Source organism: Pseudomonas putida, assembly GCF_028682395.1.
In the GTDB taxonomy this organism is placed as follows: domain Bacteria; phylum Pseudomonadota; class Gammaproteobacteria; order Pseudomonadales; family Pseudomonadaceae; genus Aquipseudomonas; species Aquipseudomonas putida_AB.
In genome coordinates, this window is record NZ_JANHLC010000001.1 from 633,294 (window position 1) to 652,007 (window position 18,714).

At 62.3% G+C, this 18,714-nt stretch carries 15 protein-coding genes; 12 read left to right on the forward strand and 3 right to left on the reverse strand.

The window, feature by feature from the left end:
• The first annotated feature begins 9 nt into the window (after positions 1-9).
• A complete protein-coding gene (locus tag NPS46_RS03020) occupies positions 10-870 on the forward strand; it encodes a MurR/RpiR family transcriptional regulator (protein ID WP_274105383.1) in 861 nt (286 codons plus the stop codon).
• On the opposite strand, the gene NPS46_RS03025 is transcribed toward NPS46_RS03020, so the two are convergent.
• Positions 867-1,829 carry a glucokinase gene (locus tag NPS46_RS03025; RefSeq protein ID WP_274104905.1) on the reverse strand — a complete coding sequence of 321 codons (963 nt, stop codon included), beginning with the start codon at positions 1,827-1,829 and terminating at the stop codon, positions 867-869. The two genes, NPS46_RS03020 and NPS46_RS03025, sit on opposite strands and share 4 nt — an antisense overlap.
• A complete protein-coding gene (gene edd, locus NPS46_RS03030) occupies positions 1,826-3,652 on the reverse strand; it encodes a phosphogluconate dehydratase (protein ID WP_274104906.1) in 1,827 nt (608 codons plus the stop codon). The genes NPS46_RS03025 and edd overlap by 4 nt, the downstream gene beginning before the upstream one ends.
• A gap of 246 nt (positions 3,653-3,898) precedes the next feature.
• Here edd and gap point away from each other — a divergent pair, with 246 nt between their 5' ends.
• The 10 genes from gap to NPS46_RS03080 all read left to right on the forward strand — a co-directional run bounded on the left by gap (position 3,899) and on the right by NPS46_RS03080 (position 15,372).
• Positions 3,899-4,900: a type I glyceraldehyde-3-phosphate dehydrogenase gene (gap, locus tag NPS46_RS03035; RefSeq protein ID WP_274104907.1), complete on the forward strand. Its 1,002-nt coding sequence runs from the start codon at positions 3,899-3,901 to the stop codon at positions 4,898-4,900.
• 27 nt (positions 4,901-4,927) lie between these two features.
• The gene (locus NPS46_RS03040; RefSeq protein ID WP_274104908.1) at positions 4,928-5,392 is read left to right on the forward strand and encodes a methylglyoxal synthase; all 465 of its coding nucleotides are present in this window, start codon (positions 4,928-4,930) and stop codon (positions 5,390-5,392) included.
• Between the two features lie 89 nt (positions 5,393-5,481).
• Positions 5,482-6,018 (forward strand): OB-fold protein, encoded by a 537-nt coding sequence (locus tag NPS46_RS03045; protein WP_274104909.1) that lies wholly within the window; start codon positions 5,482-5,484, stop codon positions 6,016-6,018.
• Positions 6,019-6,157: 139 nt separating this feature from the next.
• The gene (locus tag NPS46_RS03050) at positions 6,158-6,676 is read left to right on the forward strand and encodes an RNA polymerase sigma factor (protein WP_274104910.1); all 519 of its coding nucleotides are present in this window, start codon (positions 6,158-6,160) and stop codon (positions 6,674-6,676) included.
• Positions 6,677-6,766: 90 nt separating this feature from the next.
• The gene (locus tag NPS46_RS03055; RefSeq protein WP_274104911.1) at positions 6,767-7,720 is read left to right on the forward strand and encodes a FecR family protein; all 954 of its coding nucleotides are present in this window, start codon (positions 6,767-6,769) and stop codon (positions 7,718-7,720) included.
• Between the two features lie 119 nt (positions 7,721-7,839).
• Positions 7,840-10,425 (forward strand): TonB-dependent receptor, encoded by a 2,586-nt coding sequence (locus tag NPS46_RS03060; protein ID WP_274104912.1) that lies wholly within the window; start codon positions 7,840-7,842, stop codon positions 10,423-10,425.
• A 128-nt stretch (positions 10,426-10,553) separates the two neighbouring features.
• Entirely contained in the window at positions 10,554-11,174 is a 621-nt protein-coding gene (locus tag NPS46_RS03065) for a biliverdin-producing heme oxygenase (protein WP_274104913.1), read from the forward strand.
• A gap of 71 nt (positions 11,175-11,245) precedes the next feature.
• Positions 11,246-11,647: a YbaN family protein gene (locus tag NPS46_RS03070; protein WP_274104914.1), complete on the forward strand. Its 402-nt coding sequence runs from the start codon at positions 11,246-11,248 to the stop codon at positions 11,645-11,647.
• A gap of 167 nt (positions 11,648-11,814) precedes the next feature.
• Entirely contained in the window at positions 11,815-13,953 is a 2,139-nt protein-coding gene (locus tag NPS46_RS03075; protein WP_274104915.1) for a methyl-accepting chemotaxis protein, read from the forward strand.
• Positions 13,954-14,025: 72 nt separating this feature from the next.
• Positions 14,026-15,372, forward strand: a complete 1,347-nt coding sequence (locus tag NPS46_RS03080; protein WP_274104916.1) for a CoA transferase — start codon at positions 14,026-14,028, stop codon at positions 15,370-15,372.
• 14 nt (positions 15,373-15,386) lie between these two features.
• Here NPS46_RS03080 and arcD (NPS46_RS03085) read toward each other — a convergent pair whose 3' ends face one another.
• Positions 15,387-16,814 (reverse strand): arginine-ornithine antiporter, encoded by a 1,428-nt coding sequence (gene arcD / locus NPS46_RS03085; protein WP_274104917.1) that lies wholly within the window; start codon positions 16,812-16,814, stop codon positions 15,387-15,389.
• Positions 16,815-17,254: 440 nt separating this feature from the next.
• Here arcD (NPS46_RS03085) and arcD (NPS46_RS03090) point away from each other — a divergent pair, with 440 nt between their 5' ends.
• Complete coding sequence (gene arcD, locus NPS46_RS03090) at positions 17,255-18,682, forward strand: arginine-ornithine antiporter (RefSeq protein WP_274104918.1); 1,428 nt, start codon at positions 17,255-17,257, stop codon at positions 18,680-18,682.
• Positions 18,683-18,714 lie beyond the last annotated feature (32 nt).

Sequence of the window (18,714 nt, forward strand, 5' to 3'; positions counted from 1 at the left end):
ATGGACCGCGTGCGCAATCTCCTGGAACAGATCCAGAACCGCCTCGAAGACCTGAACAAGGCCGAGCGTAAAGTGGCCGAAGTCATCCTGCTCAACCCACAGCAGGCCACCCGCTTCAGCATCGCCGCCCTCGCCCAGGCCGCCTCGGTCAGCGAGCCGACGGTCAACCGTTTCTGCCGCTCGTTCGGCGTCAGTGGCTACCCGGAACTCAAGCTGCAACTGGCCCAGAGCCTGGCCAGCGGCGCGGCCTATGTCAGCCGCGCGGTAGAAGCCGACGACAATCCCGAGGCCTATACGCAGAAGATTTTCGGCAGCGCCATCGCCTCCCTGGACAGCGCCTGCCAGGCGCTGGACCCGAATCTGATCAGCCGCGCCGTCGATCTGCTGATCCAGGCCCGCCAGATCCATTTCTTCGGCCTCGGCGCCTCGGCCCCGGTGGCATTGGATGCACAACACAAGTTCTTTCGCTTCAACCTGGCCGTGACCGCCCATGCCGATGTGCTGATGCAGCGAATGATCGCCTCGGTGGCCCATACCGGCGAGCTGTTTGTGATCATTTCCTACACCGGGCGCACCCGCGAACTGGTGGAAGTGGCACGTATCGCCCGGGCCAACGGCGCCTCGGTGCTGGGCCTGACCGCCGCCGACTCGCCATTGGCCAAGGCCAGCACCCTGAGCCTGAATATCCCGCTGCCCGAAGACACCGATATCTACATGCCGATGACATCGCGGATCATCCAGTTGACCGTCCTCGATGTCCTGGCCACCGGTATGACCCTGCGCCGCGGCGTGGACTTCCAGCCGCACCTGCGCAAGATCAAGGAAAGCCTCAATGCCAGCCGCTACCCGGTCGGCGACGAGTTCAACTAGGCGATACGTCCGGCCTGCTGCAAGGCCACGCCTGCGCCGACCAGACCCGGATACGGCGCCGTCACCAACCAGACAGGGATCGCGTTGAAGTAAGTGCTCATACAGCCCTTATCGGCAAAGCTGCGGGCAAAGCCGCTCTTGAGCAGGAAATCGGCGAAGCGCGGCACGATCCCGCCGACGATGTACACCCCGCCGCGCGCGCCCAGGGTCAACACGTTGTTGCCCGCGACCCGCCCCAACCAGCAGCAGAACTGCTCCAGCACCTGCTCCGCCATCGGATCGCCTACCAGGGCCGCGGCCGTAATCGCCTCGGGCGTCGCCAGGTCGGGGACCTGCTGGTCTTCGACGCAGATCGCCCGATACAAGCGCAGCAAGCCGCCGCCGCTCAAAACGGTTTCGGCACTGACATGGCCGACGTCGATCTGGATATGCCGCCAGAGCCGAGCCTCGCGCGCATTGCCCAACGGCAGGTCGACATGCCCGCCCTCGCCCGGTACGGCGCCCCATCGCCCGCCCCCCAGATCCAGCAGGGTACCGACCCCCAACCCGGTGCCAGGGCCGATCACCACGGCCGGGCGCAAGGGTTGCCGGGTGCCGGGGCAGACCGTCAGGCAGTCCTCGGGGGCCAGGCGCGTCATGCCCAGCGCCATCGCCGAAAAATCGTTGATCAGCAGCAACCCGTCAATCTGCAGGGCCTGGCAAAACGCCTGGCGACTTAACTGCCATTGATTGTTGGTAAAACGAAAAACCTCACCCTCCACCGGCCCAGCCACCGCCAGGCAGACCTCACCGATCTCGGCAGATGTCAGCCCCAACTGCGCGAGGTAGGCGCCAACCGCCGCCTGCGGTGTTGGGTAATCCGCCGTAGCCAATACCCGCACCGCTTGCAGGCCGTTGTCCTGCCACAAGGCAAAGCGGGCATTGGTGCCACCGATATCGCCAACCAGGGCGCGTTTCACTTGAGCGTTTCCAGGGTCGCGGTAAAGGCGCTGGCGCCCTGCTCGGCGGAGCTTAGGGCCATGCGCATGAAACCGAACAACTCGCGACCACAGCCCACGGCATTGCTCAGTTGCCCCACGGCCGGCTCACGCGCCGCAAACTCGGCGGCATCGCCCAGCATCTGCAAGGTGCCCTTGACCCCGTCGACACGAAGCAGATCACCCTCGCGCACCCGCGCCAAGGGCCCACCGACGTGGGCTTCAGGACTGACATGGATTGCCGCCGGGATTTTCCCCGAGGCGCCGGACATGCGCCCATCGGTCACCAGGGCGACCTTGAAACCACGGTCCTGCAACACGCCCAGAAACGGCGTCATCTTGTGCAACTCGGGCATGCCATTGGAGCGCGGCCCCTGGAAGCGCATCACGGCGACAAAATCCTTTTCCAGCAGGCCAGCCTTGAAGGCATCAGCCAGGTCCTGCTGGTCCTCGAAGACCATGGCCGGCGCTTCGACGATCTGATGTTCGCGGGCCACAGCCGAGACTTTCATCACCCCGCGCCCCAGGTTGCCCTCCATCACGCGCAAGCCGCCTTCAGGCGAGAAGGCCCGGGCCACCGGCCGCAGGATGCTCTCGTCGAGGCTTTCGATCGGGCCATCGCGCCAGACCAGCTCGCCATCGACCAGGAACGGTTCGTGGGTATAGCGGCTCAAGCCGAAACCCGCCACGGTGTTGACGTTCTCGTGAAGCAGCCCGGCTTCCAGCAACTCGCGAATCAGGAAGGACATCCCTCCCGCGGCCTGGAAATGGTTGATATCGGCCTTGCCGTTTGGATAGACGTGGCACAGGGTCGGCACCACTTCAGACAGGTCGGCCATGTCCTGCCAGGTCAGTTGAATGCCCGCGGCCTGGGCGATGGCCGGCATATGCAGGGTGTGGTTGGTCGACCCGCCCGTGGCATGCAGCGCGACGATGGAGTTGACCAGCGAGCGCTCATCGACGATCTCGCCCAAAGGCATGAACTGGCCACTCTGGGCGGTCAGGCGCGTGACCTGTTGCGCCGCCTCGCGGGTCAGCGCATCGCGCAGAGGCGTATTCGGATTGACGAAGGACGCGCCGGGCAAATGCAGGCCCATCACTTCCATCAGCAGTTGGTTGGTATTGGCCGTGCCATAGAAGGTGCAGGTGCCAGGGCTGTGGTAGGACTTCATCTCCGACTCCAGCAGCTCCTCGCGGCTGGCCTTGCCTTCGGCATAGCGCTGACGGACGTCGGCCTTTTCCTTGTTGGAAATCCCCGAAGGCATGGGCCCGCCCGGCACGAACAGGGTCGGCAGATGGCCAAAGCGCAGCGCCCCCATCAACAGGCCGGGCACGATCTTGTCGCAAATCCCCAGCAACAGCGCAGCATCGAACATGTTGTGGGACAGGGCCACCGCCGTGGACAGGGCGATCACCTCACGGCTCGCCAGCCCCAGCTCCATACCCGGCTCACCCTGGGTCACGCCATCGCACATGGCCGGCACCCCGCCGGCGAATTGGCCGACCGAGCCGATCTCACGCAAGGCCTGCTTGATCTGGTCCGGGTAATGCTCGTAGGGCTGATGCGCCGAGAGCATGTCGTTATATGACGAAACAATCGCCACGTTGGCGGCATTCATCATCCGCAGGCTCTGCTTGTCCGCAGTGCCGCAGCCGGCCACGGCATGGGCGAAGTTGGCGCACTGCAGCTTGCCGCGCACCGGCCCGTCGCTGGCCGCGCCGCGGATCAGCGCCAGATAGGACTCACGCGTAGCGCGGCTGCGGGCAATAAGCCGCTCAGTGACCTCAAGAACACGGGGATGCATGTGTCGAACTCCAGGCTAACGGGTAAGGCGACCTGATTGTCTATGCTAACCAGGACGGTCTCGCCCCCGGGCAAGGTTACGCTTGCACGGGGGCCGGATCACAACTTCTCTTGAACGCTTCGAGCTGTTGATCCAGGTCGCTCGTAGTAGATAAGACAAAATATTGCCATTAAAAAGGCTTGTTTTCTATTTCAACGGGAATAATCTTGTAATTCCAACAACAAAACCACGACGGCGTTTTCACTTATGACTTTACGAATCGCAATCAACGGATTTGGCCGCATCGGACGCAACGTCCTACGCGCACTCTATACCCAAGGTTACCGCCAGGACCTGCAGATCGTCGCCATCAATGACCTCGGCGACAGTGCCATCAATGCCCATCTGCTCAAGTACGACACCGTCCACGGCCCTTTCGAGGCCAGCGTCGAACACGATGAGGAAAGCCTGACCGTCAACGGCGACCGCATCGCGGTCAGTGCCATTCGCAACCCTGCCGACCTGCCCTGGGCGGCCGAAAGCATCGACGTGGTCTTCGAATGCACCGGCCTATTCACCGATCGCGCCAAGGCCGCCGCCCACCTGAGCGCCGGCGCCCGCAAAGTGATTATTTCGGCCCCGGCCAAGGGCGCCGACGCGACCATCGTCTACGGGGTCAACCACGAGATCCTGCGTCAAAACCATCACATTATTTCCAGCGCTTCGTGCACCACCAACTGCCTGGCACCGGTCGCCCAGGTGCTGCACCGCGAGTTGGGCATCGAAAGCGGCCTGATGACCACCATCCACGCCTACACCAATGACCAGAACCTGACCGACGTTTACCACAGCGACCCCTACCGCGCCCGCTCCGCGACCCAGAATATGATCCCGAGCAAGACCGGCGCAGCCGAAGCCGTCGGCCTGGTGCTACCGGAACTGGCAGGCAAGCTGACCGGCATGGCCGTGCGCGTGCCGGTGATCAACGTATCGCTGGTTGACCTGACCGTACACCTCAAGCGCGAAGCCAGCGCCGAAGCGGTCAACGCGCTGTTCAAAGCGGCGAGCCAGGGCTCCAGGGTACTGGGCTACAACAGCCTGCCGCTGGTCTCCAGCGACTTCAACCACAACCCACTGTCGTCGATCTTCGATGCCAACCACACCAAGTCCAGCGGCAAGCTGCTCAAGGTCCTGGCCTGGTACGACAATGAATGGGGCTTCTCCAACCGCATGCTGGATAACTGCCTGGCGCTGTGCAATGCCCAATAACCCATGCCCGTTGCGGAGCGCTTGAGCGTGATCGGAATCAGCTTTACCCAGGCCACTCTCCCGGCACGCAAGCGCATCGCCCTAGTGGCCCATGACCACTGCAAAGCATTTCTGCTCGACTGGGCCGAACGCCAGAAAGACCGGCTGGCCCAGCACCATCTGCTGGCCACCGGCACTACCGGGCTGCTGCTGGAACGACGCCTGGCGGTACCGGTAGAAAGCATGATCAGTGGCCCGCTGGGCGGCGACCAACAGCTCGGTGCACGCATCGCCGAGCAGACCATCGATATGCTTGTATTTTTCTGGGACCCGTTCGAACCCCAACCTCACGACCCGGATATCAAGGCCCTGCTACGCGTTGCAGCGGTGTGGAACATACCGGTAGCGTGCAATGAATCCAGCGCCGACTACCTGCTCAGCAGCCCATTGATGGCGCAGACGCACGATTATCGGGTTCCGGATTATCAGGCTTATCTGCTGGGGCGACGCTGAAACCTTTCTCCCTCTGCATGACACTAACTAGTAGCACTTTGCCTTGCTTCACTCCGGACGATTCGCGAGAATCCCTGCGGCTGCGGCCTATGGCTGCCAGCTATCAAGGAACTCATCGACCGGTAGGGAGTAAAGGTGTGAAGAAATTGTTGAAGTGGGTCGCGATCATCATCGGCGGCCTGATCGTGATTGGTCTCATTGCCGATGCACTGACATCGCCGGAAGAAAAAGCGGCCGCTGCCGCTGCACGCGAGCAAAAAAATGCTCAACAGGCTGCACAACAACAAGCCCAAGTACAGCAGGAAGCTGCGGCCATGCCAGTCATCACTGCTGCTGACATTGCCAAGGCCTACAACGAGAACACCATTGCCGCCGACCAGCAGTTCAAAGGCAAGAAGTTCAAGGTCACCGGCACCGTGACCGATATCAACACCAACTTCATGGGCGAGCCCTACCTGACCCTGCGCGGTGGCGTAAACCAGTTTATGGAACCGCAATTCGCCTTTGACAAAAACGCCAGTGCACAGCTGGCCACTGTCAAGAAAGGCGCCAAAGTCACACTGATCTGCGTAGGCAAAGGCGATATCGCCAAAACCCCAATGTCCAAAGACTGCACACTGCTGTAACACCCGGCGCCTTCCAAAGCGGCCGACAAAAAGGGATTCATCTTCGATGAGTCCCTTTTTTACTTCCATGTCGATAGCACTTGACCAACAGAGCAGATGATAAGCATTATCATTCGTTTATCGCTGTCCGGATGCCTTCGTGAGTCAGTCACAGTTCGACCATGTCTTTCTCGCCCAGCGCGTGACCCTACTGCGCACGCTGCAACGCATGGTCAATAACCCCAGCACCGCCGAAGACCTGCTGCAGGAAACCTACCTGCGCGTCACCCGGGCCCTGCGCGACCGCCCCATCGATCATCTCGAACCTTTTGTCTTCCAGACCGCCCGCAACCTGGCGCTTGATCACCTGCGCGCGCGCCGGGTCCAGGCCCGTACTCTGCTCGAAGATGTACCCGAAGCCCTGCTGCACAATATCGCCGCCCCGCTCGGTACGCCCGAAGAGGCCATCCATGCCAGCCAACTGCTTGAGCACCTGAGCAGCAGCCTCGGCCAGTTAAGCGCACGCCAGCAGCAGATCTTTATCCTTAGCCGCCTGCACGGTTGCAGCTACCAGGAAATTGCCGAACAGCTTGCGGTGTCCCTGAGTACCGTGCAAAAGGAGCTGAAATTGATCATGGCGATCTGTATCGGGGTGGCCGATCGTCTCGATCGCCCTTAAGCTTCGACTCCCTGAACGGGCTCACCACTCTTTCAGCGTATCTTCGCAAACGCGAGCAGCGCAGACCCAGGCTGCCGAGGAATCACCGTGATGGACCCCGAACAACACGCCCATGAGGCGCTGCAAAACAGCGCCATGGACCAGGCCCTGGACTGGCTTATCGTCCTGGACAGCCCAAGCCCGGAGCAACGCCATGCGTTTGCCGCCTGGCTTGCGGCCGACCCGGCTCACGCCCAGGCCTTTGCCCGGGCCGAAGCCCTGTGGAACGGTGCCCCGGTGCAGGCCGCCGCCCAGGCCCTGCAAGCGCCACCGCCGGCACGCGGCCTGCTGCAACGCCTGCGCCCGCACTGGAAACCCCTGGCCACCGCGGCGGTACTGCTGCTGGGCCTGGGCAGCTTCAGCAACCTGCCGGTACGGCTGCAGGCCGACCACATGACCGTGGTCGGCGAGCGCCAGCGCCTGCAGCTGGAGGACGGCTCCCGGGTGCTGCTCAACACCAACTCGGCGTTCTCCAGCCAGATCAGCGACACCCACAAGGTCGCTCGCCTCTATCAGGGCGAAGCGTTTTTCGAAGTACCGGCCAGTCGCGGCCCCAACCTGGAGATCGAAGCGGGGCTCCTGCGCGCCAGCGTGCGTGACACCGCGTTCGCCGTGCGTTACCTGGACGGCGAGACCCTGGTCAGAGTCCAGCGTGGCGACGTCGACCTGCGGGCGCGGGACAACGATGTCCGCCTGCGCCTGTCCGCCGGCGACAGCGTACGCATCGGCCCGAACGGCTTCGCCCGGCCGGAAAAACTCGACCCCCTGAAGGACCTGGCCTGGGTCCAGGGACGCCTGGTCTTTGAAAACTGCCCGATGAGCCAGGTGCTCGATGAACTGCGGCGCTACTACCCGGGCTGGATCGTCAACACCAACCGGCACCTGGGCGATATCGCCGTCACCGGCAACTACCGCCTCGACCAACCGCTGGACGTGGTACGCGCACTGGCGCAGATCACTTCGGCCAAGGTCATGGAGTACCCGGCCCTGGTGATTCTCAACTAATCGAAACTATTTTTACGCGATTGCCCAGGGCGGTACGTCTAGTCTTAGCCAATGCAACTGATTCGCATTTTTAGTCAGTTTCGCAACGATAAGAATTCGTACTCCTGGGAGCGCTCTCGATGTCCACTCGCTTCACCGCCAAGTCCCGCCCTACCCTGTCCCTGCTGACCGCGGCCATTCTGCTCGGCGCTGTCCCGACCATGCCGGTACTGGCTGCCAGCGCCAACGCGCAGCCGACCCACAAGATGGGCGACTACCACTTCACTATCGGCCAGCAACCCCTGGTGTCGGCGCTCAATGCCTTCACCACCGTCACCGGCTGGCAGGTCGGCTTGCCCGCCGAACTGGCTGAAGGCATTTCCTCGCCAGGCGTGCAGGGCTCGCTCCCACCAGAGAAAGCACTGGAGCGACTGCTGGCCGGGACCAACCTGGGCTACCGCAAGCTGAGCGGCAACTCGATTGTGCTGGAAAAACGCGGCGGCACCAGCGGCACCCTGAACCTGCAACAGGTGACCATCAGCGCCACTCGCCTGGAGCAGGATATCTCCCAGGTTCCCAACACCGTCAGCGTGCACACCCGTGAAGAACTCGACCGCCAGAACGTCAATACCATCAAGGACCTGGTGCGCTACGAGCCCGGCGTCTCGGTGGGTGGCGCCGGCCAGCGTTCGGGGATTACCGGCTACAACATCCGTGGCATCGACGGCGACCGCATCCTGACCCAGGTCGACGGCGTTGAAGTACCGGACAACTATTTCTACGGCCCCTTCGCCAATACCCACCGCAACTATGTCGATCCGGAGATCGTCAAGCGCGTGGAAATCTTGCGCGGCCCGGCGTCGGTCCTGTACGGCAGCAGTGCCATCGGCGGCGCCGTCAGCTACTACACCCTCGACGCCAGCGACATCATCAAGCCCGGCCGGGATGTCGGTGCCCGTCTCAAGACCGGCTACAGCTCGGCCGACGAAAGCTGGCTGACCTCCGGCACCCTCGCCGGACGCCTGGACGACTTCGACGCCATGCTGCACCTGAGCCAGCGTAACGGCCATGAAACCGAGTCCTATGGCACAAACAATGGCATCGGCCTGGAGCGCACTGCCGCCAACCCGGAAGATATCCGCACCACCAACGTGCTGGCGAAACTGGGCTGGGACTACGCCGAGAATGCCCGCCTGGGCCTGACCTATGAAAAGTACAAGGATGACCGCGACACCAATCAGAAAAGCGTGATTGGCGGCATGTTCCTCAATGGCCAACCGTTCAACTGGTATAAGGCGCGGGCCGGGAACGACACCATCACCCGCGAGCGCTTCGGCCTGGAAAACCGCTTTGCCATCGACCGCCTGCTGGCCGACAACCTGAAGTGGAGCCTGAACTACCAGACCGCCAAGACCGACCAGAGCACCCAGGAAATCTTCCAGAACGGGCGCCGTGTGTTGCGTACCCGCGACACCCTGTACCAGGAAAAGCAATGGGTCTTCGATGCCCAACTGGACAAGGCCTTCGCCCTCGGCGAGACCGAGCATCAACTGACCTACGGCACCACGCTCAAGCAACAGAAGGTCACTGGGTCGCGGATCGGGACCGGCACCTGCCTGGCCGTAGGCGCCGGCTGCCTGGCCATTGGCGCACCCAGCCCGATCGCTGCGGACTCGCTGGCCAAGTCCAGCGACTTCCCCGACCCGACCATCAACAGCTACAGCCTGTTCGCCCAGGATCAGATCAGCTGGAACCAGTGGACCTTCATGCCTGGCCTGCGCTATGACTACATAGAGCTCAAGCCGCGTATGACCGAAGCCTTCCTCAACAGCCTCAAGCAGACCAACCCAGGCGTCCCGTTCGATACCAACAGCCCGGACAAAACCTGGCACCGCGTTTCGCCCAAGTTTGGCCTGACCTATGCCTTCAACGAACAGTACACCGCCTACGGCCAGTACTCCGAGGGCTTCCGTACGCCTTCGGCCAAGGCACTCTTCGGGCGTTTCGAAAACATCAGCCAGGGCTATGTGATCGAACCCAACCCCGATCTCAAGCCGGAAACCAGCAAGAGCTACGAGACGGGCCTGCGCGGCAACTTCGACAGCGGCTCCTTCGACGTCGCCGTGTTCTATAACAAGTACCGCGACTTCATCAACGAAGATGGCCTCAAACCCGGCGCGAAAAGCCTCGACTTCCAGGCCAACAACATTGGCCACGCCACCATCAAGGGTATCGAGCTCAAGGGGCGCCTGAACCTCGACGCCTACGGAGCTCCTCAGGGTCTCTACAGCCTGGGCCAGATCGCCTATGCCCGCGGGCGCAACGACGACACCGGCCAACCGCTCAACAGCGTCAACCCACTCAAAGGCGTCTTTGGCCTTGGTTACGATCAGGACAACTACGGCGCGCTGCTGAGCTGGACCCTGACCAAACGCAAGGATCGGGTCGACGATACGCAGTTCAAGGCCCCTGACGGCATGACCAGCAGCAGCCAGTTCCGCACGCCGGGCTTCGGCATCCTCGACCTGAGCGGCTTCTACAAGGTCACCGACGACCTGACTGTGAATGCCGGCCTCTACAACCTGACCGACAAGAAATACTGGAACTGGGATGACGTACGCGGCTACGACAGCGTCGGCGAAGCCGGACAGACCGCACCGGCCAATCTGGATCGCCTGACCCAGCCGGGCCGCAATTTCTCCATCAACCTGATCTGGGATATCTGACCCGTGGTCCTCGGTGAACGGTTTTTTCAGCCGTTCACTGAGGATTTTTTACTGTGCCGCGTCTTCTAGTTCGTCTTGTTAATACTCATTCCCTTTTGAACATTTCGTTGTCACCAGGAAAAACTCTTATGAACGCTCCCGTTGCCCAGCCAGAAACCACCCAGATCCCGCGCTCCCAACGGGTTCGCGAACTGACTCATGACCTGCACAAGAGCCTGGAAGACACCGTCGGCCAGTGGGCGCCGACCGATACCCTGCCGGGCTTCCTGCGTTTTGCCCAGATGCAGTACCTGTTCCAGTCGGAAATCCAGGCGTTCTACCGCGACCCGGAACTGCTGGCCCTGTTCCCCGATCTGCCCGAGCGCTGCCGCGTCAAGGCCGCCGAACAGGACCTGGCCGACCTGGGCGTCGCCCGGCCGGAACCGGTGCCCGGCGCCGTGCAAAACCCTACCCGTGCGCAAGCGATCGCCTGGGTCCGGGTTTCCGAAGGCTCGAAACTCGGCGCCGCCATTCTGCTCAAACAGGCTCTGGCCCTGGGCCTGAGCGAAACCCACGGTGCCCGCCACCTTGCCGAGCCTGAAGGCGGTCGCGCACGCGGCTGGAAAGCCTTCAACGTCATCTTCGACGGCTTGCCGATGAGCGCCCAGGAAGAAGCCGAAGTCGACCAGGCCTCGCGAGATGCCTTCGCTCGCCTCGAAGTGCTGCTGCGCACCGTCGGCCAGCGTGCCGAAGCCGCCCAACCGGCCTGAGTCTGACCCAACCTGCCCGAAACTGTCCGACCGCCTCGCGCGGTCGGCATTCATCTCACATACTCCAGGCCATGACCGAACCTCTCCCATCCCGCTCGAAAATCGCCCGTGTCCTGTTCGGACTGCTGGCCTACGTCAGCCTGGGCATTGGTCTTGTCGCCATCGTCGTGCCCGGCCTGCCGACCACCGAATTCATCCTGCTGGCCGCCTGGGCCGCGACCAAGAGCTCGCCACGCCTGAGTGCCTGGCTGGAAAACCACCGCCTGTTCGGGCCCATCCTGAACAACTGGCGCAATGGCCGGATCATTGCCCGCCGCGCCAAGGTCAGCGCCACGATCAGCATGCTGTTCTGCGCCGGCCTGATGCTGACCCTGCTCGACCACGGCTGGCCGATCTACCTGGCCATTGCCGGTATGAGCCTGGGCAACCTGTGGATCTGGTCCCGTCCGGAGCGCGTGCTCCAACCCTCCTGAATCCGCGCGACAAAAACCCGCAGCGCCAAGCCGATGACCGTTCGTCGGCTTTACCTTATGCTCCCTCAGTGTAAGCCGATGTTTCTAGCACAGCGCCCCAGCGTTCAGGCGCCCCAGCCGATTCCGGCCCAGATTGCTGCCCATCGTTCCCTTCGCGAGTGCGCCCCATGCTGAACAGCCTATCCATCCGCCTGAAAATCGTCCTGTTGTCCGGTTTGTGCCTACTGGCGGTGGTCGTCCTGATCGTCGGCCTGAATCTCTACCAGACTCGGGAGAACAACGCGCTGGTCAGCGCTTCAAGCACGCAGATGCTCACCACCAACGTCGAAAGCCTGCTCCAGGCCCAGGCTGCGGAACAAGCCGCCAGGGTGCAAAAGACCTTTGGCGAGACTCATCGGATCATTACCGCCCTGACCGACCAGATCCTCGACATGCGCGTCCAGGCGGCCCGGCACGAACTGCCGGCCGGCGCGCTGCGCGAAGACCTCAACCAGAGCCTGAAGACCACCTTCAGGCGCAACGCCCAACTGCTCGGCGTCTGGCTGGCCTTCGAGCCCGACGGGCTGGACGGCAAGGACCGGGAATTCATCAACGATCCACAGCGCAGTGCCAACGAAGCCGGGCGCTTCGCCAGTTACTGGAGCCGCGCCGAGGGCCAGGAAGAGAACAGCGTGATGGTCGAGCAAGACCTGACCAAGACTGACCTCAACCTCACCGGCATCCCCTATAACAGTTGGTACACCTGCCCGCGTGACACTCGCCATACTTGCCTGCTGGAACCCTATGCGGACACCGTTGGCGAAAAAGTCTTGCTGATGACCAGCATTTCCATGCCGCTGATCGTCGACGGCAAGGTGCTCGGCGTGGTCGGCGTGGATATCGCCCTCGACGTCCTGCAAGCGGCGGCCGTAGAGGCCCAGCGCAACCTATTCGGCGGTGCCGGTCACCTGCTGATCGTGTCCACCAGCGGCGCCCTCGCCGCTTATAGCGAAGACGCTGGCAAAGTCGGCAAAAGCATCGATACCGCGCTGGGCAGCAGCGTGGGCAAGGACGTCTTGCAACGCCTGGGCGGCAAGCCGACGATTATCGAACAAGGTGAGGTGATCCGCGCCATCTACCCGGTCGCGCCAATCGCCGATGCCAAGCCCTGGGCCGTGGTCATCGACCTGCCGCGGGACGTTCTGCTCGCCGACGCGGCCAAGCTGCAGACACTGCTCGATGAAGCCCAGTCGCGTGGCACCCTGACCACCCTGCTGGTGGCGATAGTCGCCGGCCTGGCCGGCCTGTTGCTGATCTGGCTGACCGCGTCCGGCGTGACCCGCCCGCTCAATCGGGTGGCGCAGATGCTCAAGGCCATCGCCAGCGGCGACGGCGACCTGACCCAACGCCTGGATTATCAGCGCAAGGATGAGCTAGGTGAACTGGTCGGTTGGTTCAACCGTTTCCTCGACAAGCTGCAACCCACCATCGCACAGATCAAACACAGCATCAGCGACGCGCGTAACACCGCCGACCAGTCCTCGGCCATCGCGCGCCAGACGAGCGAGGGCATGCAGACCCAGTTCCGTGAAATCGACCAGGTCGCCACTGCGTCCAACGAAATGAGCGCCACAGCCCACGATGTCGCCAATAGCGCGGCCAATGCGGCCAACGCCGCCAAGGGGGCCGATCAGTCGGCCCGCGAAGGAATGGCGATCATCGAACGCAGCACCCACGATATCCAGCAGTTGTCCGGGGCCGTCAGCCAGGCGGTGGTCGAAGTCGAGGCCCTGGCCGTCAACAGCGAACAGATCGGTTCGGTGCTCGAAGTGATCCGCAGCATTGCCGAACAGACCAACCTGCTGGCGCTCAACGCGGCGATTGAAGCAGCGCGCGCCGGTGAAAGCGGGCGTGGCTTTGCGGTGGTCGCCGATGAAGTGCGCAACCTGGCCCGACGCACCCAGGACTCGGTGGAGGAAATTCGCCTGGTGATCGAGCGCCTGCAAACCGGCACCCGCGATGTCGTGGCCACCATGCACATCAGCCAGCAGCAGGCGCAGAACAATGCCGGGCAGATCCACCATGCCGTGGAGGCCCTGAGCAAAATCAGCGATGCGGTCACGGTGATCAGCGACATGAACCTGCAGATCGCCAGTGCCGCCGAACAACAGAGCGCGGTGGCCGAAGAGGTCAACCGCAATGTCTCGGCGATCCGCAGCGTCACCGAAACGCTGACCGAACAGGCCAGCGAGTCGGCGCAGATCAGCAGCCAGTTGAATGCGCTGGCCACCCAGCAAATGCAATTGATGGATCAGTTCCGGGTCTGAGTCTAGGCTGCGTCGCAGCGGCCTCGAACGCCTTCACGGTTCGAGCGGCCATGCGTTTTTTCCGGAGGCCCGATGACTGATTTTCTCGCTAGCGCACAGCTCGCCCTTGGTCTGCCGGCAGAGCCGGTCCACGAACAGGGTCGCGGCGCCCTGCCCTCGGCCTTTGCCGTGACCGCAATGGCCTGCGCCAGCGTCGCAGCCGCCGGACAGGCGGTTGCCCAGTTGTTGCTGGAGCAGACCGGCCAGCGGCCCGAGGTCAGCGTCGACCGGCGCCTGGCCTCGTTCTGGTTCGCCACGTCGTTACGGCCTATCGGCTGGACCATAGCGCCGCTGTGGGACCCGATCGCCGGCGACTATGCCTGCCGCGATGGCTGGATCCGCCTGCACACCAACGCACCGCAGCACCGCGCCAGTGTCGAACGGGTCCTGGGCCACTGCACCGACCGTGCGACTCTGGCGACGCGGGTCACGCAATGGCGCAAGGGCGACCTCGAACAGGCCGTGGTCGCAGCGGGCGGCTGCGCCGCGCAGATGCGTTCGCAGGCGGCCTGGCAGGTCCATCCCCAGGGGCAGGCGGTCAATGCCGAGCCGTTGATTATGCGCAGCGACAACGACAGCCCCACCCCGCTCCACTGGCTGGGCACAGCGCAGCGGCCGCTGGCCGGGGTCAAGGTGCTGGACCTGACCCGTGTGCTCGCCGGACCGGTCGCCAGCCGACTGCTGGCCGGGCTAGGGGCCCAGGTGCTGCGTATCGATCCGCCGACTTGGAGCGAGCCCGGCGTCGTCCCGGAGGTCACCCTGGGCAAGCGCTGCGCCCATCTGGACCTGCATGTGAAAGCCGACCGCGAAACCTTCGAGCGTCTGCTCGGCGAGGCCGATATCCTGCTCCACGGCTACCGCGCCGATGCCCTGGAACGCCTCGGCTATGACCCGGCCAACCGCCAGCGCCTGGCTCCCGGGCTGATCGATGTCGGCCTCAATGCCTATGGCTGGAGTGGCCCATGGCGCAACCGCCGGGGCTTCGACAGCCTGGTGCAGATGAGCAGCGGGATCGCCGAGGCCGGCATGCACTGGAAAGGCACCAGCGTCCCGACCCCCCTACCGGTCCAGGCACTCGACCATGCCACCGGCTACCTGATCGCCGCGGCGGCGGTGCGGGCCCTCAGTACGCGCCTGCAGCACGGTATCGGTGGTTCGGCGCGCCTGTCACTGGCGCGCACGGCAAAATGGCTGATGGAGGGCACCAGCGATCCGTCGTTGCCACTTGCACCGCCAACGCCCGCCGATGAAGCAAGCACACTGGAGATGACCGCCTGGGGACCGGCTCGGCGCCTGCAGGCCCCCTTGCAGATTGCCGGCGCGCCCCTGCAGTGGCCGTATCCGGCAGGAGAACTGGGCTCCAGCCCGCCGCGCTGGTAACAGCGACGGCCCCCTCACAGCGTCAGCAGGCCGCTGTACAGGCCATAGGCTGCCAGACCGGCCCCGGCCAACACACAGGCAAAAATACCCTTCTCCATGGACGTAAAGAGCGGATGGCCCAACTCTCGCTTGGCCTGGGCGAACAGGATGACCCCTGGCGCATACAGCAGCGCTGACAGCAGCAGGTACTTCAAGCCGCCGGCATACAGCAGCCAGACCGCATAAATCAGTGCGATACCGCCGATCAGCAAATCCTTGCGACGCTCACGGGGTGCGCTTTCGTAGGTCTCGCCGCGCCCGCTCAGCAGCACGGCATAAGCGGCCGACCACAGGTACGGCACCAGAATCATCGACGACGCCAGGTAGATCAGGCTGGTGTAGGTTCCGGCGGAGAACAGGGTAATCAGCAGGAACAGCTGGATCATCGCGTTGGTCAGCCACAGGGCGTTGACCGGCACATGGTTGGCATTTTCCTTTTTCAGGAACGCCGGCATGGTCTTGTCCCGGGCCGTGGCGTAAAGAATTTCGGCACAGAGCAAGGCCCAGGACAGCAAGGCACCGAGCAGGGAAATCGCCAGGCCGACGCTGATCAGCAGCGCGCCCCAGGGCCCGACGATATGCTCCAGCACGGCCGCCAGCGAGGGGTTCTGCAGCTCGGCAAGCTCCGGGCGAGTCATGATCCCCAGCGACAACACATTGACCAGCACCAGCAGCGCCAGCACCCCGAGAAAGCCAATCACGGTGGCCTTGCCCACATCCGAACGCTTCTCGGCCCGCCCCGAATAGACGCTGGCGCCCTCGATACCGATAAATACGAACACCGTCACCAGCATCATGTTGCGTACCTGGTCCATCACGCCGCCGAAATTCGGGTCGCTGCGGCCCCAGATATCCCGGGTGAAAATATCGGCCTCGAAGGCCAGGGCCGCGATTACGATAAACATCACCAGAGGCACGATCTTGGCAACGGTGGTGATCAGGTTGATAAAGGCCGCTTCCTTGATGCCGCGCAGGACCAGGAAATGCACGCACCACAGCAGGACCGAGGCGCAGCCAATGGCTACCGGGGTATTCCCCTGGCCGAACACCGGAAAAAAGTAGCCGAGCGTGCTGAACAGCAAGACGAAGTAGCCGACGTTGCCCAGCCAGGCACTGATCCAGTAGCCCCAGGCCGCCGAAAAGCCCATGTAGTCGCCAAATCCAGCCTTGGCATAGGCATAGACCCCCGAGTCCAGGTGCGGTTTGCGGTTGGCCAGGGTCTGGAAGACGAATGCCAGGGTCAGCATGCCCACGGCGGTGATCGCCCAACCAATTAGCACCGCGCCAGCATCCGCACGCGCCGCCATGTTTTGCGGCAGGGAAAAGATCCCGCCACCAATCATCGACCCCACCACTAGGGCAATCAGAGCACCGAGTCGAAGTTTCTGCGCCGGTTGCGACATCTCGTCCCCTCAAAAAAGATGGCGATACGCCATCTACTATTAGTTCAGACAACCCAACTAAATTTCAACAGCTTAGGAACGTTTAGTTCATATCGGAAATAAAAATGTCTTACTCATAACAATCTGCCCTAAGAAGCGACGACTAGTTGATTATTTATGTCGCATTCTCGCAACAACGGCAATATCGGCGTTCACTAAAAGAAAATTTGCGGATTCTGCAAAACCAACTAGCTTCAATCCCCACGGCACTAAAAAAAGTTGCTGAAATCCCTTCGCACACCTCTAGAAAAGGCTTTTCGTGAAGGTAGCGTCATGTTCCAGCAACACTCCCAAGTCATTAATTAACAATGGAATGTATCAATGACATGATCTAAGTCAGTTGTTTGAAACCCGTGCAGTCCTAATCTTTAGTTCTACATTCACCTGACTGGAGTCATGCGATGTCTGAATCTCCCGGAAAACTACGCTTAGGTGCGCTGGTCGCTCTGGTAGTCGGTTCGATGATTGGCGGAGGAATCTTTTCCCTGCCGCAAAACATGGCCGCTAGTGCAGATGTTGGCGCAGTGCTTATTGGTTGGGCGATCACCGCCGTGGGCATGCTGACCCTGGCATTCGTCTTCCAGACCCTGGCCAATCGCAAGCCCGATATTGACGGCGGCGTGTACGCCTACGCCAAGGCCGGATTCGGCGACTACATGGGCTTTTCGTCAGCCTGGGGCTACTGGATCAGTGCCTGGCTGGGCAACGTCGGCTACTTCGTCCTGCTGTTCAGTACCCTGGGCTATTTCTTCCCGATCTTCGGTGAAGGCAATACCCCGGCCGCCGTGATCGGCGCTTCGGTCCTGCTCTGGGCCGTGCATTTCCTGGTCCTGCGCGGCATCAAGGAAGCCGCCTTTATCAACCTGGTGACCACCGTCGCCAAGGTCGTACCCCTGCTGCTGTTCGTGCTGATCGCCTTGTTCGCTTTCAAACTGGACATCTTCACCGCCGATATCTGGGGCGTGAAAAACCCTGATCTGGGCAGTGTGATGAACCAGGTGCGCAACATGATGCTGGTTACCGTCTGGGTGTTCATCGGTATCGAAGGCGCAAGCATCTTCTCTGCCCGCGCAGAGAAACGCTCGGACGTGGGTAAAGCCACCGTGATCGGCTTTATCACCGTGCTGCTGTTCCTCGTGCTGGTGAACGTCCTGTCGCTGGGCATCATGACGCAGCCCGAACTGGCCAAGCTGCAGAACCCATCCATGGCCGCGGTGCTTGAGCATGTGGTCGGCCACTGGGGGGCGGTGCTGATCAGCGTCGGCTTGATCATCTCCCTGCTCGGCGCCCTGCTGTCGTGGGTACTGCTGTGTGCGGAGATCATGTTCGCCGCCGCCAAAGACCACACCATGCCGGAGTTCCTGCGCAAGGAAAACGCCAACCATGTACCGGTCAACGCCCTATGGCTGACCAACGCCATGGTCCAGTTGTTCCTGGTCATCACCCTGTTCTCGGCCAGTACTTATCTGTCGCTGATCTACCTGGCCACCTCGATGATCCTGGTGCCTTACCTGTGGTCGGCTGCCTATGCCGTCCTGCTGGCGGTACGTGGCGAGACCTACGAGCAAGCCCTGGCCGAACGCAAGAAAGACCTGATCATCGGCGGCATCGCACTGATCTACGCGATCTGGCTGCTGTACGCCGGCGGCATCAAGTACCTGCTGCTTTCCGCTCTGCTCTACGCCCCTGGCGCGATCCTGTTCGCCAAGGCCAAGCGTGAACTGGGCAAACCGATTTTCACCAACGTCGAGAAGCTGATTTTCGCTGCGGTCGTCGTGGGAGCCCTGGTGGCAGCCTACGGCCTCTACGACGGCTTCCTGACTCTGTAACACCTGTTTGTTCTGTTTATCTGGAGGATCAC